General features: G+C 49.5%; 26 protein-coding genes. 2 read left to right on the top strand and 24 right to left on the bottom strand.

The window, feature by feature from the left end:
- Window positions 1-92 precede the first annotated feature (92 nt).
- The 13 genes from ACZ3HG_RS00875 to ACZ3HG_RS00815 all read right to left on the bottom strand — a co-directional run bounded on the left by ACZ3HG_RS00875 (window position 93) and on the right by ACZ3HG_RS00815 (window position 13,813).
- On the bottom strand, window positions 93-416 hold the full coding sequence (locus ACZ3HG_RS00875) for a hypothetical protein (protein WP_465331447.1): 324 nt from the start codon (window positions 414-416) through the stop codon (window positions 93-95).
- A 1-nt stretch (window position 417) separates the two neighbouring features.
- Window positions 418-657, bottom strand: coding sequence for a DNA polymerase V (locus ACZ3HG_RS00870; RefSeq protein WP_465331445.1), 240 nt, complete (start codon window positions 655-657; stop codon window positions 418-420).
- A gap of 164 nt (window positions 658-821) precedes the next feature.
- Entirely contained in the window at window positions 822-1,913 is a 1,092-nt protein-coding gene (locus ACZ3HG_RS00865; protein WP_465331443.1) for an acyltransferase family protein, read from the bottom strand.
- 62 nt (window positions 1,914-1,975) lie between these two features.
- Complete coding sequence (locus tag ACZ3HG_RS00860; protein WP_465331441.1) at window positions 1,976-4,180, bottom strand: tail fiber/spike domain-containing protein; 2,205 nt, start codon at window positions 4,178-4,180, stop codon at window positions 1,976-1,978.
- A gap of 56 nt (window positions 4,181-4,236) precedes the next feature.
- Window positions 4,237-6,699, bottom strand: a complete 2,463-nt coding sequence (locus ACZ3HG_RS00855; protein ID WP_465331439.1) for a host specificity factor TipJ family phage tail protein — start codon at window positions 6,697-6,699, stop codon at window positions 4,237-4,239.
- On the bottom strand, window positions 6,686-7,051 hold the full coding sequence (locus ACZ3HG_RS00850) for an NlpC/P60 family protein (RefSeq protein ID WP_465332540.1): 366 nt from the start codon (window positions 7,049-7,051) through the stop codon (window positions 6,686-6,688). The genes ACZ3HG_RS00855 and ACZ3HG_RS00850 overlap by 14 nt, the downstream gene beginning before the upstream one ends.
- Window positions 7,052-7,064: 13 nt before the next feature.
- Window positions 7,065-7,535, bottom strand: a complete 471-nt coding sequence (locus ACZ3HG_RS00845) for a hypothetical protein (protein WP_465331437.1) — start codon at window positions 7,533-7,535, stop codon at window positions 7,065-7,067.
- Window positions 7,535-8,032: a hypothetical protein gene (locus tag ACZ3HG_RS00840; protein ID WP_465331435.1), complete on the bottom strand. Its 498-nt coding sequence runs from the start codon at window positions 8,030-8,032 to the stop codon at window positions 7,535-7,537. Before ACZ3HG_RS00840 ends, ACZ3HG_RS00845 begins: the two co-directional genes overlap by 1 nt.
- Entirely contained in the window at window positions 8,032-11,193 is a 3,162-nt protein-coding gene (locus ACZ3HG_RS00835) for a tape measure protein (protein ID WP_465331433.1), read from the bottom strand. The genes ACZ3HG_RS00840 and ACZ3HG_RS00835 overlap by 1 nt, the downstream gene beginning before the upstream one ends.
- 59 nt (window positions 11,194-11,252) lie before the next feature.
- Window positions 11,253-11,708: a hypothetical protein gene (locus tag ACZ3HG_RS00830; RefSeq protein WP_465331431.1), complete on the bottom strand. Its 456-nt coding sequence runs from the start codon at window positions 11,706-11,708 to the stop codon at window positions 11,253-11,255.
- A 385-nt stretch (window positions 11,709-12,093) separates the two neighbouring features.
- The gene (locus ACZ3HG_RS00825) at window positions 12,094-12,831 is read right to left on the bottom strand and encodes a Rha family transcriptional regulator (RefSeq protein ID WP_465331429.1); all 738 of its coding nucleotides are present in this window, start codon (window positions 12,829-12,831) and stop codon (window positions 12,094-12,096) included.
- A 93-nt stretch (window positions 12,832-12,924) separates the two neighbouring features.
- Complete coding sequence (locus ACZ3HG_RS00820; protein WP_465331427.1) at window positions 12,925-13,647, bottom strand: BRO family protein; 723 nt, start codon at window positions 13,645-13,647, stop codon at window positions 12,925-12,927.
- Entirely contained in the window at window positions 13,640-13,813 is a 174-nt protein-coding gene (locus ACZ3HG_RS00815; protein ID WP_465331425.1) for an Arc family DNA-binding protein, read from the bottom strand. The genes ACZ3HG_RS00820 and ACZ3HG_RS00815 overlap by 8 nt, the downstream gene beginning before the upstream one ends.
- An 89-nt stretch (window positions 13,814-13,902) precedes the next feature.
- Here ACZ3HG_RS00815 and ACZ3HG_RS00810 point away from each other — a divergent pair, with 89 nt between their 5' ends.
- Window positions 13,903-14,646: a helix-turn-helix domain-containing protein gene (locus tag ACZ3HG_RS00810; RefSeq protein WP_465331423.1), complete on the top strand. Its 744-nt coding sequence runs from the start codon at window positions 13,903-13,905 to the stop codon at window positions 14,644-14,646.
- A 215-nt stretch (window positions 14,647-14,861) separates the two neighbouring features.
- Here ACZ3HG_RS00810 and ACZ3HG_RS00805 read toward each other — a convergent pair whose 3' ends face one another.
- Complete coding sequence (locus ACZ3HG_RS00805; RefSeq protein ID WP_465331421.1) at window positions 14,862-15,074, bottom strand: hypothetical protein; 213 nt, start codon at window positions 15,072-15,074, stop codon at window positions 14,862-14,864.
- Window positions 15,075-15,336: 262 nt separating this feature from the next.
- Between ACZ3HG_RS00805 and ACZ3HG_RS00800 the strand changes: the two genes are divergently transcribed.
- Window positions 15,337-15,879 (top strand): hypothetical protein, encoded by a 543-nt coding sequence (locus tag ACZ3HG_RS00800; RefSeq protein ID WP_465331419.1) that lies wholly within the window; start codon window positions 15,337-15,339, stop codon window positions 15,877-15,879.
- A gap of 341 nt (window positions 15,880-16,220) precedes the next feature.
- On the opposite strand, the gene ACZ3HG_RS00795 is transcribed toward ACZ3HG_RS00800, so the two are convergent.
- The 10 genes from ACZ3HG_RS00795 to ACZ3HG_RS00750 all read right to left on the bottom strand — a co-directional run bounded on the left by ACZ3HG_RS00795 (window position 16,221) and on the right by ACZ3HG_RS00750 (window position 22,508).
- Entirely contained in the window at window positions 16,221-16,892 is a 672-nt protein-coding gene (locus ACZ3HG_RS00795; RefSeq protein ID WP_465331417.1) for a DUF6246 family protein, read from the bottom strand.
- Between the two features lie 59 nt (window positions 16,893-16,951).
- Window positions 16,952-17,695, bottom strand: a complete 744-nt coding sequence (locus ACZ3HG_RS00790; RefSeq protein WP_465331415.1) for an Ig-like domain-containing protein — start codon at window positions 17,693-17,695, stop codon at window positions 16,952-16,954.
- Window positions 17,696-17,713: 18 nt separating this feature from the next.
- Window positions 17,714-18,106 (bottom strand): phage tail termination protein, encoded by a 393-nt coding sequence (locus ACZ3HG_RS00785; protein ID WP_465331413.1) that lies wholly within the window; start codon window positions 18,104-18,106, stop codon window positions 17,714-17,716.
- Window positions 18,103-18,471 carry an HK97 gp10 family phage protein gene (locus ACZ3HG_RS00780; protein WP_465331411.1) on the bottom strand — a complete coding sequence of 123 codons (369 nt, stop codon included), beginning with the start codon at window positions 18,469-18,471 and terminating at the stop codon, window positions 18,103-18,105. Before ACZ3HG_RS00780 ends, ACZ3HG_RS00785 begins: the two co-directional genes overlap by 4 nt.
- A gap of 1 nt (window position 18,472) precedes the next feature.
- A complete protein-coding gene (locus ACZ3HG_RS00775) occupies window positions 18,473-18,820 on the bottom strand; it encodes a hypothetical protein (protein WP_465331409.1) in 348 nt (115 codons plus the stop codon).
- 168 nt (window positions 18,821-18,988) lie between these two features.
- On the bottom strand, window positions 18,989-19,366 hold the full coding sequence (locus ACZ3HG_RS00770; RefSeq protein ID WP_465331407.1) for a DUF7370 family protein: 378 nt from the start codon (window positions 19,364-19,366) through the stop codon (window positions 18,989-18,991).
- Window positions 19,367-19,368: 2 nt separating this feature from the next.
- Window positions 19,369-19,770 (bottom strand): hypothetical protein, encoded by a 402-nt coding sequence (locus tag ACZ3HG_RS00765; RefSeq protein ID WP_465331405.1) that lies wholly within the window; start codon window positions 19,768-19,770, stop codon window positions 19,369-19,371.
- Window positions 19,771-19,779: 9 nt separating this feature from the next.
- Window positions 19,780-20,856 carry a major capsid protein gene (locus ACZ3HG_RS00760; protein WP_465331403.1) on the bottom strand — a complete coding sequence of 359 codons (1,077 nt, stop codon included), beginning with the start codon at window positions 20,854-20,856 and terminating at the stop codon, window positions 19,780-19,782.
- Window positions 20,857-20,867: 11 nt separating this feature from the next.
- The gene (locus tag ACZ3HG_RS00755) at window positions 20,868-21,308 is read right to left on the bottom strand and encodes a hypothetical protein (protein WP_465331401.1); all 441 of its coding nucleotides are present in this window, start codon (window positions 21,306-21,308) and stop codon (window positions 20,868-20,870) included.
- Between the two features lie 3 nt (window positions 21,309-21,311).
- Window positions 21,312-22,508 carry a DUF2213 domain-containing protein gene (locus tag ACZ3HG_RS00750; protein WP_465331399.1) on the bottom strand — a complete coding sequence of 399 codons (1,197 nt, stop codon included), beginning with the start codon at window positions 22,506-22,508 and terminating at the stop codon, window positions 21,312-21,314.
- Window positions 22,509-22,546: the final 38 nt, after the last annotated feature.

The following is a 22,546-nucleotide window of genomic DNA, read 5'->3' as shown; positions in this document are numbered from 1 at the left end:
CTTGCGGCAATTTTTTGCCCCATCCATGCCCCACTCACCACTCCAGCCTGAATCGTCGTCAACCCGATCACCCAGCAAACTTTCCATGGGCATCAGATAATCGACTCGTTGCCGTCGTGTAGATGAACGACTGCAGCGACTACCGTCCCGATCACAGTTAGCTCTGCCAGCGCATCCCCTTCAATTGAATCACCTTCAGGGGTAATAACAGACACCCCCATCAGCTTTCCTATGCCACAATCTCCAAGCCACTCATAACAAATCGTTGATCCATCTCTGGGTTTTACAGCAGCATCCACGATGTATGTCATACCGTCGTGCTCAACAAGTTTCGTCACTGCCGGATGCCTGATGAAGATAGCGTTAAGGTCGAGGCGCGGCTCGATGTAGTCTTTCGCCGGAGAAGGGAATCCCATGTCAGCCGCCACCATTAGGATTAAACAGTTGGAATGTGCGACGTTCACCCTCTTCAGTGGATACGTCGCGGAACGTACTCTGGTAGTGCTCTACCCACTCGTTTGCCTGCTTAGGCGACCAGTCGTAATTGACCTGCGCCAGTGCTGCTACGAAGTCAGCTGTCTTCACCGTTCGTCGCCCATTAGGCGCTACTTTGATGCTGCTATTGAACGCTGCGGGGATGTCGTCTCTTCTGCCCATGACTGCCTCTTTACTGTTTGGATATACAGTATTATTTGATCAGGTTTCGGAAATGATCAACAAGGCGAGGCTGGGAAAATTGTCAGGATGATGATTGAGAAAGAGAAAAAACCCGCATGTGCGGGTTTAGAGTTGTATATAAGAACATCATTTCAATATATCTGTTACATCTTACTTACAAATCTCTTCCCTAATTTAATGGCCGGGACTTCAATTAGTTTGTGAAATATGTACGCCAATAAAATTGAAAGTGAAACAAAAACAAGAAAAGTTGAGACACCTGAAGAAGGTTTATATAAATGATAGAACCATTCTCTTTTAGTGATCGCAAACAAAAAAACAAGGTGTGTCAAATATAATGAGTAAGATATATCTCCGAGAAATGAAAGAACTCGATTTTTCTTAATATTTGCACACCCTTCTATAATCAATGATGTTATAACTACTACAGCTGCCAACCACCCCCACCTTTTAATACCATGTCCATTAAATTGACCTGACCACAGAAGAGAAAGGCAAATAATTAAAACAATCGTCGCAAATATTAGAAAGGTATCTTTTTTATTGGTTAATTTAAAACAATAAATCCTTTCCCATACCAAATATATGGCAACACCCATTGCAAAGTAAATCATCATAGGCGAGGAAAGGGTAGACAACAACGCGGATATAACAAAAGGATAATCTCCAAACCCAAAATTACCTGAAGGTTCAAGGGTGACATTACCTGTAGATAGCCCTTGAATAGTCACAATTAAACCAATAATTATTAATATAACGATTGCACCTCGAAACTTGTGACTAATTGACATTGAGAGAAGAAATAGTGAGTAAAATAGAATTTCGAAACTCAAAGTCCATGCGGGAGGAAGAAGGTTGTAACCAAAGAATGGGCCCACATCGTGGTAATTTGCATTAATTGGAATTATTGACTTAACTAACGATATGAATGTTGGATTTTTTAATGCAAAAAAATAATATAAAATAAGGCAGGAGATTAATAGCGGGTAAATCCTGAACACTCTACGCACTACAAATTTAGAGAGATTTTTTTCTTCTTTACTTTTTGTAGCAAAGCAAATAATAAACCCGCTTATTATGAAAAATAAATCCACACCGAACGCGCCTACCCCAAAAAGAAGATCACCAATATTAGTAATTGGGTAAACGTCGTTTAGATAGCCTTTAAAATGGTAAAATACTACGAGCAAGGCAGCTAAGCCCCGAAGATAGTGTATGCTGTCTATCCTTCCCAAAATAAACCCCAGTATAAAATTTCGTTTGCCGTAGTTTACTATGGGAAGGTTTATTTTTCAAACTAAGAGAGAATGCTTGTGACGGTTCCGCTAATTGAGAACTTCGTTGACTGTCCTCCTGACGGCTCACCTTTGCATGTTATGCTTGCTCTTGTAGCGGTGGAACCAAAGAAAACATCAACACCAGAGGATGCATTGTATTTACTATAACTATTCACCAGTGATACTGTATCCACAAGATTATTAGTCCCATCTGAACTAACCCCCCCAGCTCTCTTGAGCAGACCGGCAGTAACTGAAGTCCCCCTTCTGCAGGTTATGTTAATGTCAATTGTATAGCCATCATATCCTATCCAGCTCGGAATTTGTGTGAAACGAATGGCATCTAATGAAGATGCTGCTGCCACCTCAGCATATAAACCGGTAAACTCCATTCTTGACATGATCCTGTCATCAATTGATGTATCGTAAGCTCTATCCAGCTTAAGTGATGATACTGTATATGCACCATTCAATAAAATACTTTCCTTGGCTCTCGTTCCTTGGTTTATTTCAATATTTGGGAACATATATAAATCCAGATTGGAATTAATAGCTCCATTTCTGTCTGCCACATCGAGCTTTATAGGGAAGGCGGTATTGTTATTGGAGATTTTTATCGTCGAGGTTCTGTGGACGCTCGAGATCTGAATGGTCGGGTTTGCTTCGGCAAATGAAGAACCATGAATTTCTAGGCCTGAGATAACGCCAGTGACATATACCCTTGACTCCTCTGCATATAAACCGTGTATTTCCGTTCCCACCGCATTCTCAACACGAATAAGACCAACCTCCACGGTTCCTGTCAGGCTAGTGCCGACTACCTGCATTGACACTAAGGCGCCACTTGTATGCGCACTGACTAAGGGTTTATCCAGTGTTAGAACGTTTCCTGAAATGCCAATGATGTAAGGGGCTTCAAGGTTCGTCCCGCCCTGAATTTCAACAATGTCGTAAATACTGAATCCTGAAGCTGAAGTTACCGTGATAGTTGTTTGACCAGCAGATGCTGCAGCTGCCAGCGTGGTCCTTGCTCCACCAATAGCACATGCCACTGTAGTCGTTGCCCCTCCAATATATCCATCCAGTTTGATTGAGTTATACCGAGCACGCAGGCCGTATTGCGTAATAGTTGCCCCGTTAGTACGGGATCCTGTCAGGCCCGTCCAATGTACTACCAGTGCACATATATCAATGTTAGACCAGCGATGACCAACTGATTTATAGCTCAATTTTGCATAATGGGCTGTACACACGCTACGGGATGCGGCGGAAGCACCTCTGCCATCCACATTACCGTCAAGCATGAACCCTCCTACTTCCTGGTAGAAATGGTTTCGGTCTCTGGAGCGGTCCCTCGGGTCAATGCCTACATGGTGCAATGAGTCGCCAGTGGCAGTAGAAACCAGCATCGTGCTATCCCAGCCTGCCCCCCAGAACCGGAACGCACGCTTATCAACATCCAGAGTGAAGGCACCAATCTGATAAATGCCAGCGGGGAACGACAGGCTGCGCACAATGGCCTGGGCGCGCGCTACGCGGTTTCCTTCATCGACTGCTGCGACGTTCTGAACATCTGTCCCGCCGAATGCAAACTCGGCATAGTTCATATCTGCGCGGCAGATCAGGTTAGCAAAACCTCCATTGCCGAGGCTCACAGAGTAAGTCGTGGTGTCTTTTACTGTCGAAATCAGCCATTTTGATTCCTGCTTCACGCCGTACTGATTAGCGAAAGTCACCGCTACCATTCCGTTAATCAGTGGGATGGTATTACCCGATATGGCCTTGCCGGCGATCATATCGTTCACGCTGTTGAAGTTGATGGAGATGTTACTGTTCACCCACGCGCGGAGTGTGGCATCGCCAATCGATAGCCAGGCTCCCGTTCCAGTGCCGCCAGCTGATGCCGGAGTTGAACCTGCTGCCACAATTTTCGGCAGAGCACCGTCCCAGCGGTAATACTCTCCGTCTGTTGTGTCTTTCAAAATCTGATTCGGCAGGGTAATGGTAGAACCAGCCTGGAAGGTGCCCACCGGGATCCATCCGTATTGTGCGATAGCCTGCTGTGCCAGCCAGCGCAGGCCCTCAATGGTGTAGTGTTCACCTCCAAATCTGTCAGCATATTTAAGCGCCAGAGAGGTGACGAACTCGTCAATTTTCCCGGCATTATATTTCAGGTCGCGAGGTGATTCGGACGGTACAGCGACTTGCGTTGGTGTGGTAGCCATAATTTTTCCATAAAAAAAGCCAGCGCTATGGCTGACTTGTTGATGTGAGATATTTATCAGGAGTAAATAAGAACGCTGTATTCGGCTACTGTGAGAGATACCGTGTTATCTGTATTTGGCTTGATGCTGTTTACCGTCCATAGCTGGCTGTCCAGTTCCTCCACTGTCGCAATGAGATAGCGAGAAGGAAGCTGCACAGTGTCTCCGTTCCATATGTTGAGCTGAATGCCGGGTATTGCCGCGTTGAATCCGTACTTCGTGTCGCTGCGGGCGGTGGCCGGATAGCGCAGTGTCGGGCTACCAAGACTGTCTGTAACTAAGACATACATAGAGCCGGTGAACGCGATAGGCTCGCTGGTATCGAAGTTATTCCCCGCGCGTCCGGTGATGTACCCTTCCTGCTGGTTGCTGTCGTAGATGTCTGGCATCTGGATGACGCTACCCACTTGGATAATGCCGTCCTCAAACACTTTGGCGTTCATCTTCACCCTCGAGTAAATCAGGCGCTTTGTTTCGCGCAACGCACGCTCCCGCGCTTGGTACTCATTACGGAAACCGACTACCTCCAGCTTGTTCGGGTTCTCCGCTTCCTGCTCGACGATAGCGCCGTTCAATACGCGGTAATTGATGTACGTCTTGTTGTTTGTTGTCGGGTGAACGTAGGACATCTGCACGCCGTCATATCCGCCAGGCAACGTGGCCTCGTACGTAATTTTGTACTCATCCGTCTTCATGTTGGCTCGATTGAATACGGCCGCCGGATAATCCACTTTCTGATCCCGGGTGAAAGTCAGCACGCCGTCATCCCAGTACGCAATAACTGAGGCTGCATTGCAGATCGCCTGAACGCGGTCGCCGAGAGAGTCGTTCTCGTCGTCAAATGTGTAGTCGAAGTAACCCAGGCGATCATCCGGCAGGCTTTCAGCAATCGAGTACAGACCGTAAAGATCAATGCTGCTCTCTTGTTGCTCCCCCATAATGATCCATGTATGGGCTACAGCATCAGCAAATGAGCGAGATGGCCTCAGCCGATAGTCGACCTTTTGCGCGTCAAGGTCATAGCTGATTGTGTGCCGTGTCACGACGGCGTTGTACTTTCTTTCGCGACTGCCGAGTGCGTTATTTGTTGCCCTGACCCTTACTTTCACAAGTGTGTCATTAGCATGCACAACATTAACTCTGGGGTTTACCGCATGTATCTCTTCAACCTTCAGAATGTTGGAATCACTTGAGTTATTCGTTCTTCTGAACGATATCGCATAACGCCCATAACCTGCTGATGGAGTGATTTTATAGGTGTTGTAAAAGGTCTTAGACGTGACGTTAAAGTTGTTCGCAACGCTGTAGTGGAATGCCTGTTGAGTGCCAGGAATCTGCGAGTTATCGCTGTTTACTTTCCATATTGTGACATCAACTTCGGTTGTGCCCGACTTTGGCCCAAGTTGCGACTGGAGATGCAACCAAAGCTCCGAAGATTCTATGGGAGAAAATACGGGGCCGACAACCAGCGCCTCATTATCATTTAGCACGAATTTTGTTGTGTTAATTGTCGCAGAGGCAGGCACTCCAGCGGCACCGCCGAGCTGATTGAATGTGAATGTGTAATACCGTTTGGGGTTTACTGCCGCACCGTCATCGCTTTGTACTGCAGCTATCATCACTCCAGAAAAGGTAGCGTCTTCGGTTACATTTCCCGATGGCGTACTGTATGTAACACTGACAGTGAAAGTGACCGCGTGAGGTAATGCAAGCGCCATAAAGTAGTCAAATTCATCCTGCTTAACGATTTTAATCGCTATCTGCCCACCGGAGTACGTACAACCTACCACGGTGTTTGCTGTAGCCGTTTCTACCGGGAAATCACTGGCTTCGTTCTGCCCTGGAATATCCTGTCCGTCTACGTCATCAAACCCGTACCCCTCATAAATGACAGGGATAACCTCTCCAGGCTCATAGAACTGGTATGATGAGCCTGACATAGCACCCAGGCTTGACTCTGAATACCTGACAGACTCCCGATCATACTTGCCGATCCCTACGCACATAAATTCTGTCACGTATTTAAGATTATCAATGTACTCGAACAGAGACTCCTGAATAAGGTCGGGATAAGACCTCACCTGACCATAAATATCAGGTTTAGCCTGATATAATCGCGCTATGTTTGTTTGCCCGGTGAGGCTGTTGTTTGGTGAGTCAGCTGATTTACCACCAGTGCTGGCGACGTTTGGTTTCGGAGCAAGAAAAGCAAACACCTGCCCAACAACTTTAAAAATCGGGCTCAGGATATCGCCGACGATACCTTTTGGCTGGTCGAATATCTGTACAGTATCCAGCTCTCCCATCTTAAACGACAAATCGTCATCATCGCTCAAGTTTACGCCGTTACGGACGATAAGCAGGTCGCGATAAAGAATACCTCCATTTGCTGCAAGCCATTCGTAAAAAAGGGTGCCGTTTGGCACCCTGTAGCGTTCTTTTGGTGTTCCCGGGAAACGACTTAATTCAATCAGAGCCATATTCGAAGAATTCCACTTTTGTGAATGCCCGCTGAATGACAAGCAACGAGTCCATGCGCACGCTTCCGCTCTCGCCGCGCGAGTGTAACGCCTGTCGGTTCAGAACAAGTCCGATATGCGCAGGCTGCGAACCGCGATAACCGACAAATATACCGCCTTCGATTGGTTTATCGACGCGCCTCCAAAACACCACATCACTCTGATAGCAGGTGAAGAAATCTTTTCCGGCTTCGTAGTCCGGCGTCTGGTGCAGTTCGATTCCGTGAACGTGGCGATAATACAATACGCACAATCCCCAGCAGTCGACTTTCTCGAAAGAGCACGCCCTGTTCGCCCAGGGAACGCCGATCATTGTCCGGATAAAATCATAGGTCTTGCAAACCTGTATATTCTGCTGGGTCATAGAGCCTGCCAATATTGTTGTTCAGCGGATTTGTGACTGAAAGCGTAACGGATGCAGCATCTGCGTCGATATCGACCGTTTTAACGTACAGAGTCCACGATTTAATCGGTGCAGATACATCACCACTGTCGAATATCTGACGCGTGGCCGTAATGGCCTTCAACCGTGCCGCACCCTTCCACTGTTTCATCAGCGCTTTGATATCGGACGATAGTCTCCCCAACTTCACAGTCGCATCTATCACCGGAGTCCCGCTCTGCTGGCTCTCTTCGATTTCAAAGCGTGCTGGTGTAAAACTTTGACCGCTGAGCGTCTTAGAAAAAAACTGCTTATTCACTAATCGCACGTAGCCAAAAGAGGGATGGTAAAAGGTGATAGTGTCATAGCATCCACGAATCGGGCGTTTCTGCTTGTACTCCCTGAAGCTTGGCATTATGGAACCCTCGGCAGTGATTCCGGGTCACGTCCGTCAGGATACCCCGTCACAACGATATCCAGCCACGATCCCCACGGTGGCGGAAGTTCAACAATGATGTCGTCAAATTCGTCGTCAGCATTGTTAATGTGGTTTGCGATAACTGTGCCCGTCCATGTGACAACACTGCCATCTATGCTGGCCTGCACTGGCATCTGAGTGAAGTGAAGCTCCTGCACTTGTAGTCCGGCACCGCCGATATTTATCGGCATGCGAAACCAGTTAAGGCCACGGTTGAGATAGTTCGGGCTTCGTAACCACTGCTGGAAAGCTCTTTCTTGCGTAAGAGTGAAGATCCACGTCAGTGACCACGTGACTTTCAAGTCATCAGTCATGTTCTCGAAGATCGCCGGGCCGACCGCTGGCTGATCGGTCTGGTACCCGGTATCGATGGTCATATTTTTGCTGGCCTTCTGAGCCAGCGGTAGCCAGTCGGGATAGTCTATAATTGGCATCAGCCCTGCCCTCTTGGCGTGCGTTTGACATTGAAGTTACTGGTTATTCCACTGCTGATTGGCCCGCCATTATTAAGGTCGGCAACAATGACATCCACAGTTAAACCTCCATTTGAATCCGTGCCAGCCTGCGCATCGACTGAGGATGAAGTGTAGTTCTGGATGTTGATAACCACTCCACTGCCTCCCGATCCTCGCATATCCTTGTTACTGATAACCTTGCCGTTATCGCCAGGAATCATGTACTGCTTCCCTGTGCTAGCCTGGTAGATTTCAGGCATGCCGCCCTCGCCTACTCGGTACATACTACCCGCACTGACAGGGCCGCCGTTTTTGCGCTTACCTGCAACACCCATAGCCAGCGCACCAAGAACGGCACCGATACCGATCGCCGCTGCGCCTCCGAAAGAACCGATTGAGGCCACAATTGCCGCTGGCGTCCAGGCTGCAACTGTTGTCGCTGCGGCAGCTGTACTTGCGGCCGTAGTTGTAGCTGTACCTGCAACTGATGCCGCGGTAGTAGTGGCAATAGCGGTGGTCTGTGCTGCAGATCCCATGATTGCCGATTTGACCCACTCGACACCCATCTGGACGAATGTATTAATCAGACTATTAAGCACAGTTGAACCAAGCGATCGCATTGCATCTGAAGCGGTCATACTGCCGGTCAGGATGCCCGTGAAGGCGTTTGATGCGTTTCCCGCAAGGGCCTCAAAAGATGCAGCCACCGCCTCATTTCCAGTGCTCTGATTGCGCCACATCTGCCACATGGCAGCAGTGCGCTGCTGCTCATATTGGGTGTTGAGTGAATTGCGTAAAGCGAGGGACTGCTGCTCAGTCAGAATCTTCTGCTGCTCAAACTGCTGGATAAGCGCCAGTTTCTGAGCATTTTCATTCGCCAGTGCCTGAACCGGATCCACAGTCCCGGCTGCAGCCTGTTGCGGTGTAACTGCGTTGGAAGCATTCGCCTGGGAAATCTGCTGAGAATATTCTGCGGCGATTTCAGCGCGGCGTTTCTGGCTTTGCTCAAAACTGATATCTCCGGCAGCGAGTTGGCGCTGAACTTGTTCCAGGTCCTGCGTTCGCTGTCGTTCGGCTGCAGCGGCCGCATCATGCTCAAGCGCCGCTTTTTTATCAGCTGACTTTTGCTGGATATCAAACATCATCCCCGCCTGCTGGGATGCCTGCTGCATTTGCGTCGATGACGCGCCGGATCCTAAGTCCTGAATCGCAGCCAGCTGCGCAGCTTCGCGGTTAAGGCCTTTGTACTGCAATTCGGCCACGGCCATCTGGTCAGTCAAGTCCTGCAGTGACTTCTGCCGGCGCTTCTCTGCCTGCTCAGCCTGGCTTTCAACCTTCGCAGATTCCTTCACCGTAGTATTGCGCGCAGCTTCTGCTGCCTGCAGGTCATATTGCGCCCCTGCCAGCTCAGCGGCGGTGTTAACCTGATTCAGGTTACCACCTTTAGATGTGGCCTCCATTCGGGCCTTGGTGACTGCTCTCAGGCGCTTATCTGTTATCGCAAGCAGCGTGTTCTCATCTTCAAGATCCTTATTGAAGTCATCAGCTTTTGCGCTGCGCGGGATCTGCAGGCTGGTAGCGTTGAACTTTTCCTTTGTTCTTGTTGCAAAGTCTATTGAGCTACCAAATTTATTCATCAGCCCTGCCGCGACACCGGCTGCTTCACCATCTCTTTTAAGTAACTCAGCGCCTTGTTTTAACTGACCATTTTGCTGACTTAGAAGTAGGTTTATCGTGCTTTTGGTGCGGGAATATCTATTTTCGAGGTCCTCAAGCTTTGCTTGTTGTATAGCAAGATTCTCTTGAGCATCACGCATATTTTCGATTTGTCGTGTAGATTCTCCATAGATCCGCATTGAGCTTTTGTAGCTTTCAATAACCCCAACCAGGCCATCAACACGCGATTTCTGCTCTTCGATAACATCAGACTGCGTGCGCAATGCCTGCGAAGCTTTGGCGATCTCAGCACCAATCTGGGCAGAACTCATTTCTTTCATCTTGCTGACAAGTCCATCTAACTTATCTGCAAAATCTACTGCCTCTTGCTTGGCCTGCTGTGATTTCTGATAGAAATAGAAGATTGCTGCCGCCGCAAGAGTTGCTGCGCCAGCTGGCCCACCGATTAATGCCATCGCACCCCGCGCAATACCAGACGCCACTCCCATAGCGCCCTGTGCTGAGGCCACGCGGTATGCTGCAGCCGCATTTGAAATTTGTGCGGCGGTCGCTGCTGCCAGCGCACCAACATAACGAGAACCCATGATCGCTGTGACTGATAGAATCACTGCCGAGACAACTTCGAGGTTTTCGCTCAGTGTGACCACAGCATCATTGAAGATAGCCACGCCAGCTTTCACAGTTGCAGAGCTACCGACGAATTGAGTGATGTTATTACCGGCAACCTGGAACGCCTGCCCGATCGTCTGAGTAGTGTTTGCAAACTCTCTGCCGATGATATCGCCCTGGCCCAGCAGGCCATTAACAACGACATCAGTTGTCAGTTTTCCCTGGGCTGCCATCGCACGCATCTGACCGATGGAAACGCCCATAGAATCAGCCAGAGCAACAATCAGGCGGTTGCCCTGCTCATTCACTGAGTTAAATTCTTCGCCGCGCAGCGCACCGGATGCCAGCCCCTGCGACAGCTGAATAATGGCGTTCTCAGCTTCCTGCGCCGTTGCGCCTGATACAACAAACCCCTGATTGATGATCGTGGTGAGCTTCGCCACGTTTTCCGCACTGGTGCCGTACTCGCGGGTCGCGCGCTCCAGGCGTGCGTAGAGCGACGCGGTGGCATCGAGGCTTGAACGGGTTGACTGCGTGATGTCAAACACGCGCTGCGTAACCTCAGCAAGGCTCTCACCAGTTCTGATAGAGTTGGCTAGCTTGTTGTTTAGCGTTGTCCATGCGTCAGCATAATGAGATACCTGCTGAACAGATAGAGCTGCCGTAAGCGCAGAGGCAACCTTTGTTAGTGATGTAAATGATTTCTCTGCTCCTCCAACTGCCTTTCCTGTTTTCTCGAACTTACCTTCCATTGAGTCGAGACGGTCATTAACTTTTTGCTGTGCCTGAATGAGCTTGGCGACGTTCATTTCTACTTCATAAACGATGTTGCCGACCTGATTTTCGCTCGCCATTAATCTATCTCCGGGCATAAAAAAACCCCGCCGGAGCGAGGTTTGTTCGTTTTTTCTTTTCAGTTACAGTTTATAGGTCGACCATGGAAGATGATTGAACCATATGCACCATTGGCGTTTTGTATCCTGAGCACTTTATCGTCTCTCATAAAAGCCCAGTAGAGCTGTTTCCCGGTATAACCACCGTAGGAATTTTTGGCATTAACAAACACGCAAGAAGAATAGCCATAGATAAATTGGCTCTGGTCAACCATGACCTCTTTCCGAGGAGTGGTGAACCCTGTGAACTGAGCAGATTCTGGGTCTTTTAGTTGGTCTCTGATTGCGCCTTCAATTAAGGACTGGTAATCGGTGGGTTTGTTACCAACATCAGCGGTTTCTAAATTGATATTTTTTACCGCCTGCTCGAACTCTGCATCTCTTTTTTTTGCTTCTTGCATCTGCTGATTAGGCGCACATGCAGACAAAAAGAAGACCCCAGCCAACAGCGTGCCAATTGAAACGCGATTATTCATATCCCTATCCCCATTCATAAGTATGGCGATAATCCTAAAGCGGATCTGATGCAATGGGAAGCAAGAAAACCCGCGAGTGCGGGTTTGGTATCAACATGCGCCAATGGCGTAATTTACTTCTTTGAGAGTAGCCGCCTCAGCCGCCGCTCACATCTTATCTGAGCATTCCAGTACCGCTGCGTTGGTCGATTGACGTAATGTATTGTCGTATCATCCCGGTCAATACGTGTGACTGGCCTTGTCTCGATCCCTGCACGATAGAACATGCGCTGCGACATGAAGTGCGCCAGGCGCTTGATTGCCGTGCCACGACTGAAACAGCGGAACGTTTTACCATGGTGGGATACAACGTAGACCGGGGCGCTAACTCGCTGCAGTGCCTGCATCAGAAAATCCTTTTCAGATCGATATCATTAACGGCTCTCCATGCCTCTGCAGGCCATGACTTAACTGACCCATAGGTCTCGTCAGGCACGTCCTTCGGTGTCATTCCATTCGCAGCACACCATTTTTTCATCGGCCAGGGACTGAAGGCCCCTCCAGTAGCACGCTGTACGGCTTTAATGGTTGCGTGCTTTTTGCATTCTCCTAATTTCTCTGCCAAAGCGTTCTTCTGCCGAACAGCCACTGATGCAGTAGCCATAGCTGTAGCCTCTCGCTTCTCGCCAATCCAAGCTTTGGTTTCGATTGCCTGATCGCGCTCTGCGGAGATCTCTTCCTTTTCCGTCTCAGATTGCACCAAGGCAAGAAGCGCCTCTTTGTAGCTTCCTGGTAATACACGGCGATTTGCCTGATCTTCTAGCCTATAAATATGCTGTATAACTGCCATACGGAGTGTTGCACTGTAACCAGTAAGAAGGCACTCCACATGTGGCTTATCCAGCCTGAAAATAGAGACATAGCCACGTGAGTCGATTGTAATTTCAACACCATCAACAAGCGTAACTATCTGATTTTTCTTATGGCTCAGATTTGAGCCATCTTTTGTTATTCCGTAAAGGTCTGTCAACATCTCCCACACATCACGAATGATGTTTTTATTTTCCTTTCCGGTTAGTTTACCAATCTCACGAGTAGACATAGTGACACGGGATCTTTGGTCTGCTATCTTTAATGCAGTCATTTAAGACTCCTTCTGTGGTAAGAACGGGTTTTGACATCGATACCGCCAGCTGAACCCTGGCGGTTTTTCTTTTTGCGCCATCCCATACGCCAATCAGTGAACCTCCCTTGTACCGCGTAATTTCCTGAGCATGCCTTCAGCGTTTACTACTGACCTGTCCGTTTTATCCAGATTCGCAGATTCGCGCAGGAGTGCGTCTTTCGTGCGCTGAGTGAAGAAGCGAGTCTCATGCGCAAGGTCGTAGAAGAAGCCAGAAAACTCAGAACGCAGCTGCTTCATCGCCGGGTAAACCTCTTTGCCGGCCTGTTGCGCTTTATCCATCCACAATTGCATGTAGCAGAGATTTACCACTTCCTCGTCGCTGAATTGTTTGGCGATTGGAGAGTGCGCCACTTCTCGATCCAGAATATCCAGAACCCAGCGACGGAACTCTTTGGCCGCAGATGTGGTGGCGAACATTGCGATCAGGTGGCAACCACGCAGGGAGAAAACACGGACACTTTTTTCACGTAAGTTATTGTTTATACCGTTGGTCTTCATTTTGATGACCATTGACATCGCTTCAGTGAACTCGTCAGAATTACGTGAGTAAATGGTAGATACGCTTTTGCTTGAGGCATATCCAAGTGCCTTTGCGATGTCGGCAGAAGTCAGCCATACATCGTTGCGGTTAGTCACTGGCTGCAGCTGAATGCCCTGGAAGTTAAAATCTGTTTTAGCTACTATGTTCATGTTGGTTTTCTCGCAAGGGTTACTGACAAAAGAAGCCCCGTTAGTGTTAGCGCACTGCGGGGTTTCGCTTTTCAGGCTAAACACGAATCTCTCCTTTCCTTTCCAACTCATCTACTAACTGCAAACGGTATAAGACTTCGCTGTGAAGCGTACGGAATGACTTGTCGGCATTTTTCAGAATGCGCTCTTTCATTTCTGGCGGAATGCGCAATTGCATTGGATTGATGGCTGTAACTTCTTTCTTGTTCATGACATACTCCTTAAAACGTTCGGTAACATCATAATACTTCATTGAGATGAACTTTCAAGAAGTTTTTTGAGTTTATAAGAGTCAGGAAAATGAAGAAAGATGAAGTTAAAGGAAGTTTCTTTGAGCGCGTAGCAAATGCAAGAGCTATGAATGCATTGACACAGGCTGAACTTGCAAAGCTCGTAGGTGTTTCTCAGAGGCAAATAGCAGCATATGAATCTGCTGATTCCTTCCCTCGACCAGGGACGCTCCAAAAATTAGCTAATGCTCTGGGCACAACACCTGAGTGGCTTGCTAATGGATTGGGCGATGGTAGAATCAAATCTAGAATATCTCCGGCTTTAGTTTCAAGGCTCATACCAATACTTCCCACCTGCGAGGTTTTCAACTTTCTGTCAAGTGAGTACAATCCTCAGGGGCTGACAACGGAATTCCATCCAACTTCACACCCCGTTAGTGACATGGCGTTTGCTTTATCAAATCAAGATGAGGCAATGGCTTACTCTGACCCTGACGGTTATGGATTCCCGATAGGTTCGATTGTTGTTTTCGACCCAATGGTCGAAGCGGAACACCTTGATTATGTTTGTGTTTTGAAAGATGACCTGAAAATATTATTCCGACAATTATTCATAACTTATGATATTTATGCCTTGAGTCCGCTAGATCGTCGCTACCCACAAGAGACACTCAGGGAAGATGTAAAAGACATGTTCATCATACCCGCCGTATTCGTTGAGGCGAAGCTTCCAGCCATGTCTCGACTTAACGAATGGAAGCGAGGCGATAATACTGAGCCAGCGCCACATCCAATAAATATTCACGATGAATAAAACAAAAAGCCCACCTGATCGTGCTCTCAACCCTGTCTAAATCTTCCCGATTGAACTGTGCTCACATGAGCATGGTTGAAGGGATGTTCATATGAATACACCTTGAGGTGTTGTGATATCACAATGGCTGAAAGGTGTGGTCAATGTGACCACACCCAACAAAAAGCCCACCTGAGTGGGCTTCTTTATGTCGAATGGCCTAGGTTCAAGGCAGTTCAGAATTTAAGTGTCAGATGCTTGCCACCAATATCAGCCAAGTTTGTTGCTGTACTAGATGTGATTTTGGTGGCATCCACTGTAATGTGCGCACCTTTTTCGACAACAATACGAACAACGGCTGTAAGCGTGGCCGCCGTGTAATGAGGGCCGATATCAAGGTTCACACCTTTATTAGCAAGCTTTTTTAATGTCTCAGAAGTGAATGCCATATATGCTTCCCTACGTCATGAATGAGTTTTAAAACTATCACAAACATAAGCACTGATCATCTATCAGGATGGGCGCTTTGCACAGTGTGCAGCACCCCGCATTCAATTAAAATTAAATTCCTCTTGACACGCATTGAGTGACACTTAAAACACTCTTCATCAAGTCGAACCAAAAAGTTTGAGCCGATCGATAAATTATGATTGATTGTTAAGGCCGATCGATCGTATTCTCTTTTCATCAACCTATGTCAATGAGGTGCGCGTGGAAAAAGACTATAGCATCGGTGCTTTCAAGGCATTTTTAGAATTCATTGGTTCAGTTTCTGATGTTAATGCCGCTACTGCTCGCAATCTTAGAAGTACATCTCTGCTGCTCTTGGGCTCTTATATTGATGAGGTTATCGTTGATAACTCAACTGATGTTAGGGAGTTAGATCCTGACGACATGATTAATGATCATTTCAGAAATGCAGACTCCCCCCCATCAGCTTCAACAGTTCAGGTTTACAAGAGCCGGTATTTGAGCGCAATAGACAAGTTTTTGGATTTTACGATAGGAGATAAAGAATTGAGTGATAAAAATAGCTCTGTGACACTTCCACCATTTCGCGAGAGGAAATCTTTATCTGGAAAACAAGTTACCGTCCTTAGCAGCGACGTTCGGGGTGATATTGAAACCATCGACGTCCCAATTCCCCTTCGCCCGGGAATGATCCTTACCCTTCCAGGGATTCCAACAGACCTTACAAACGAAGAAGCCGAGCGTATCGCTTCAATTCTGAAGGTTTACGCCCGGCCTCAGTAATGCAAAGAATTCAGCTCAATGTCCAACTCCCCAGTCTGACACTGAAGCTGATAACCAGAGCCTCCCAAAGGAGTCCTCGTTATGGCAAAAACATTACTGTGCAACCATAACGGTTCTGGAAACCAGAATCAAGCGGTTGAGGCTGCCGCTTTTTGGAGCCACCAAAATGGCAACTACTATCTGCACCAAGTGCGGTAACAGCTGTGACGTGATTTTTCGCCCGTGGATCTTGGATAAAAATGGAAATAAGCGGTATCCAAAGAATTCTCGCGTCTTTCCCATCCCTGTGTGTGGGTGCGATGAAATCTAAGTAATTCCAACCCGGTCTAGTGCCGGGTTTTTTACGCCTTCGCCAAGCGCCTCGCCTTCTTCGCCAGGTAGTCATCAGCAACCGCTTCGTACTCATCACGGGTGAAGCCTTTCTGGTCTGGATATTTGGCGGCCAGCATCATCTGAAACTCGGTCATCGATAGCAGCTCTGCTTCATCCCGGCTGATGCCGAAGTGGTTACGTGCGGCGCTGATGTATTCGAATGCGTTGAACTCGGTAGTAGCCTGGCTGCTTTCGTGGCGCTGTAGCTGGCGCACCTTCGCTTTGCCGATGATGCCGTGGGTGATGAGTGATTGAGCGATGAGCACCATTTCAACAGCAGGCATCGCGCCTTTTCTCCAGACGAACGTCCACTTGCCAGACTTGCCGGGGATAATCTCTCCGGTTAGCCGTGACAGGTCACGCTCACAGCAGGCAGCCAGCACGCTCATTGCTGCCAGCATTGCAGGCTTGCCAATTTCCCTGCGGCTCACGTGGGTCAGCAGCCACGCGGGGATAGTTCCGTATGCCTCCATACCGCGCTGAAGCAGCGGTGTGACTTCATCGTTATGCAGGTCATAGAACGCCTGCACTATCTCCTGTGGCTCACCGATTCTGCTCATGGCAGCGAATGATGGCCGGAAGAAATACTCATCCTCGCCAGCAGTAATCAGGCACTCGCCAATCTCTTTGTAAGGTGTCATGGGTTAATCCGGTAACAGACATTTTCGGGGCAACCGAGTGGAAGCCCCTGAAATGGCTATTATGCGGTGATGGTCGCCGCAGTAGAGCCAGTAAACGCACCGTCAGTTGAGGTGAAGGTGATTGTCGCGGATCCTACTGCAACGCCTGTGACGAGTCCGGTAGAGCTGACCGTTGCTTTTGTCGCGTCAGATGTTGTCCAGGTACCTGACTTGTCGGTTGCATCTGCCGGCTGTACGGTTCCGGTCAACTGGCGTGTAGCGCCAACTGCGAGCGAGGTTGTCGCTGGGGTAACAGTGACACCTGTAGCAGGAACGCTGTCATCCGTATCGAGCACCAGGATAGTATCGGCTGCAGCTACCTTGAACTCCGTTGAGAAGGTGATGATGTCGTTAGTGCCACCGTCTGAGCTCAATGCGTTGATCAGCATGTATCCCTGAAAAGTGATCGGCCCGAACTCCATGCGAACCCACAGAGTGGGCTGTCGTGCTGCCTGAATCTCGGTGTTGAAATACTTAATCAGGCGACCAACACCATACTGGTCGAGCTTATCGTTACGGCGCACCTCACCTTCAAATGAGATAGTGAAGTCAGCGTTTGTAACGATGTTCTCTACATAGCCTTTGGTGTCATCGGCATCTGAAGTCACGCTGTTAGGCGAGAAGTCGAAGCCTTTACTTGTGCCTGCTGCCAGAGCTTTCCACTCTGACTCCTGCGGTACTGTATCGGCGCAACCATCAGCTACTTCGAGCACAATGGCGCGGCCAAACAACTTTGTGTTGTCCGTTGGGCAATTTGCTGCCATGGGTAATTCCTCTTTTGATTAACTTTCGCCGTAAGAACAGGCAAATTGCAGACGCCAGACCAGCCTACCCTCGGTGGTGGGGATTGGTGATGGTATGCCGCCCATGTTTGTGATTTGGCCGACGCATGGGTCGCTGATGGGGTTTTGCTGCACGTAGTCGATGATGGCCTGTACGTCGCTTTCTGACTTTGCGTAATCGCCTGCAGACTTGCCAGTAATCAGGTCAACAAGCACGTAGTGGTCGGATCCGATATCGCGGTCTACTGGAGTGCCGCCATTAGGACGGAATACCAGAAAGCGCTGCTTCAGGTCTCCTGTGTCAGTCCAGATAAGTGACTGAACTGTGTAACCGGCAGCCATTCCGGCACCGACCAGTAGATTCTTGACGCGTTGGTGCATCGGAGGGGTCACAGTGACATCTCCTTTTTAATGGTGCGGTCGATGAGTTCGCGAGTATCTTCGAAGCCTTTCGTAAGGAACTCTTTCTGCGCAGTTGAGCGCCGGAAGGTCTGCGGCACGTTAGGGTCATGGACGTAAACCGCATAATTAGCCGAGTAGCCAACCCGCCCGGTTAGTCGAGTGCCTTTGATGTCTAGTTCACGATACTGGCTGTTGATGAGAGTGGATGTGTCGATAGGCGTGTACAGCGCTGCCTGCGATGAACCGATGATTAATGCGCTTTGAATGGCCCTGACAGCTTTCTTTCCCTGAATGTCGCCAATCAGTGCGTTGAGGTTATGCTGAGCCTGTCGGATGCCGCGGACCTTTACTCCCATATCAGACCCCCGTCAGAATTGCATAATCATCAACCAGCCTCTCAAAGGTGTCCGCGTAGCGAATAGCCTGCATCACCTCATCAGCTCCCGCGGCGATCGGGTCAGGATTGCTCGAAGCACCAATCAGGATGTAATCACCGGTATCTGCCAGTGCGTACTCTGTCCATATGGTGTTCTTAACTACCATCTCACCGCCTATCGCCCCTAACCGCTTGCTCAGGCCACCCTGATAGTCGCAGGCAATCACCAGTGGTTCAGACCAGCCAAGAGGATCGCCGTACTCATTCAGCCCCAAAGGCTTCCAGATGGTCGCCTGAGCCGTATATGACCAACTGGCTAAAGATGACATGTCATTCCCTCCAGCTAACGACAGTGGGATACTCAGCCGCAATGCGTGGGCAGTTAATGCGCCACTCACCCGCAGCGTTAACGTAAGCAGTCGTCTCCTTCCCGCTATCCGTTTTCACCCATACGCGTTGGAATTTTTGGGGCAGTCGTTCTGATGCTGGTATGTCCATCAGCACCCACCCACGACGTCAAAGAAGCCCACACTGCTACCGACATCAATCGGCAACTCTGCAGTGCATCCAGACTTGTCCAGCGCTGCCAGAGTGTTGCGAATAGTCTTCACATCACCGCTGTAATCGAATGACCGGGACGCCCCTGAAGGCGCTGACTGTGATTTGATGCGCTGGCTGTATGCGGTGATTGCCATCAACGTCACGGCGTACACCTGAATCAAAACCATATCGCACTCATCGTAGCCAGCCGCCTCCAGGCACATGCTTATGTTGCCTAACTTGCACAGGTAGGCATCAATCATGAAGTCCGGGACGGAGTAACCCAGCGCAGATAACTGCTCTTTCACCTGCGCTGCCGTTATCTGCACTGCCATGGTTACTTATCCTTTTTGATTGCGGCTGCCAGCGCTGCCTCAGCTGCATCGGCCCGGGACTTTTCAGCAGAAAGCGCTTCGGCGTGCTCTGCTTTAGCCGCTTCCAGCGCTTTGGCTTGCTCTTTGTCTTTGGCTTCAGCTGCATCGGTCAGGGTTTTAATCTGATCGTTAGCAGCATCAAGCTGAGACTGAAGAGCCGAGGTATCAGTGGATACAGGCGCAGACGGTGTAGCCACTTCGAAGGTCAGCTTTTCGCCTTTCTTCTCGTTGGTTTTCTCCGCCTTACCGCTAGCGATCCACTTCTCCGCTACCGAATCATCCACTTCATAAACCTGACCGGCCTCCAGTTTCTGGAAACCGGCACCGGCAAAGAGGTTCGAAACCAGTACCTTTACGAGTGCCATGTTTTTTCCTTAGCTGGATGCGTGAATTACTGAGAAGTGACCGTTGATGTCCTGCTTAACCATCAGGCCAGCAGCACCCCATGTACGCCAAACATAATCGCTGTTGTAGAACTGGCGAGGATCGGCAACGGTGCCGAATGCCTGACCAACGATTGGAGCGATAACGCCAGCCTGAAGCGGGACAATTACGATTTCGTTCCCGGTAAGCTCTGCATCTTCTTTGATAGCTGAAATGCCCGCCAATTTGGCGATTTCTTCCAGGACCGTGCGCAGGGAGTTCACATCGAAATACTGTTCCCAGTTCGACATGATGTCAGCTGAAACATACCAGGTCTGCTGGCCATACTGGAGGTTTTGCAGCTTCATCACATCGCGCAAAGCGATAGCGCCAGCACGCATAGCCTTCACGTCGGTACTTGTCGCAAAGTTTACGGTCAGCGTTACCTGGGCAACGCGCTCGTCATGACGCAGCCCTTTCCAGGTCTTATCGTCAAACTTGATGTAGTTGCCCGCTGCATCACGGAATCCCTCCCAGATGTAATCAACGTACTGGCGCCGCACATCATCAACTGAGCCAGCCTGTGCATCAGCCAGTGAAGACAGCGCATTGCCTTTGTTGAATACCGGGTCACGCCAGTTGAACTTGAAGCCGGAGTCATGGATAGGAACCATGGTGCCGTCGAATGTGTAGCTCTTCGCATCCAGAGCCGCACCAATCTGGCCCGACATGGAAGTGTGCGCCCAGCCACGGCCGCCAGTGCGAGCGTACTCATACACAGACTCTTCCAGTCGAACTGAGCGAGACAGGGGCATCAGGTCATTCAGCAGAGTGAACTCTGTGTTCGGCTCAAACTCTTCCATAACGGTCTGGTCATAGGCTTTATACAGGCGACGAATATCATCGACAGCGTTTACTGCATCCAGTGCCGGGGCGTTGGCAGCCTCGCCGCGAACGCGTGTACGGGCGATGAAATCAGCCACAGCCTGAGCGCTGGAATTACGGGCGAATTGGAGTTCCTGGAACTGAGCGGTGTTAGCCTCAAGGTTCCGGGTCTCGGTCGCCTTCTTAACGGAAAATGCAAACATTCAGGTGCTCCTTACTTAATGACTACGCGCAGGAGATCACCTGCAGTCGCGATGGTGTATGAACGATCTTCTTCCACGTAGGCGCGGACAGATTCATCTGTGCCTACCGCCTTGACGCGACCGTTTGCGATTGAGAGCGGCTGACCTTTGGTGTAGGTGCCAGCAGCCGCAGGGACGTTAAAGAACACGCCCGGAGTCGGATGCATCGCCACTACCCAGTCGCCAGCAGCAATGGTGTCATCGACCGTTTTGCAGCGCAGGTAGTCATAGTTTGCTACGTACAGGATCGCCTGCTCATTACCGGCTACCGATGCCGTGAACTTTTTGGTGGTGTTATCGAAGAATCCCACGGTGCCTGGCTTAATATCAGCTGCGGCCGCGCCTTCTCGGTGTAACTGCGGATTAGCAAAAATGCCGCCCGCGTGGATTACGTGCTTTCCATCTTTAGCCATTATTTACTCCGGCATTTCGCTGACTGATTGATTTGAGTTGGCCTGACGGAATGAACCATTCAGGCCGATGGAGGTTTGGCATTGAGCAAAGAGCTCATTCAGAGGCTCGCCGTCCAGCGCGTTCACAGCGATATCGGTCATGCCGAATTTGGCTTTAACAGCTGCACGCTTTTCTGTTTTCTCTTTGTCAGAGTTGGCAGTGAACTGCGTGTTCAGCGCTGATACCTGCTCTGTGAGCAACTTAGCCCACGCTGGCATCTCTTCAGAGTTGGCCGCCGGCTGCTTCGCCGCTTTGTCAGCTTCCTCTTTCTCTTTCTTCGCCTTTTCTTCAGCGTCGGCTTTCGCCTTTGCGTCTTCAGCGACCATTTGGTTATACGCATCCATCAGCTCGGCTTCGGTTTTGCCTTCAACCTCTTTGCCTTTCGCTTTCAGCGCGTTGGTGATGATTTCTTTCATCGGGTTTGCTTCCTCTTTGACGGGCTTGTTGTTGGCGCTGAAAAACGCCATGAAGTTGTTCAGCATTTGCTTAAAAGCGGGGTCTTGCGTGTCTTTCGGGTCTGGCGTATCGCAATCGGAGAGATTTACGGTTTCTACCTGAACTTCATCGCCTTCGGCATTAACGAACATGCCAATCCCCTCCTCCGGCGTTCCGGCTGGCGTATCGTCGAGGAGGATGGCAACGTGGTCATAAACCTGATTGGTGGCAATCCAGGTGTAGCGCTTGCCGTTAGACTCGCCCTTTGCCTCGATGCGGTTTAGCAGCAGTCCAGTGGAGATGCCGATAGGCTCGACAGACTTTCCTGCCGCCATGTCGTCAAGGCGCTGCAGTACTTTCCGGCCTTTCTCAGACCCTTCAGCAAATCGGCGATTAATGACTGCATCCGTCAGCACCTGACCGTTTTCTTTTCTGACGTTCCGGGTGTATGCGCCAATGTGGTATTCATTCACCGCCCTGACGTTACTGGCGCTAACGTGGCGACCGTCGACCTTCGGATGACCGTAAGGCATGGGTTTATCTTCAAGGCTCTTGTAGCCCTTCGTGTTTTCTTCTGCCGGGTACAATCCGCCGTTCAGCACGATGCCGTCACGGACAGGCACGACGTTTTTCACGACGATGTGCTCTGCGCCATTAATGGTTTCAGTGGTGATGTTTGAAGCGGAGTTGATGACCGACAGCACGTTTACGCAGATGCGTGACATGCTGTTTCCTCAAGAATGATTTATGGGCTATAAATAGC

It is taken from the genome of Erwinia sp. PME.40.26/001 (assembly GCF_055556675.1).
This window is presented reverse-complemented; position numbering and strand designations above follow the sequence as displayed.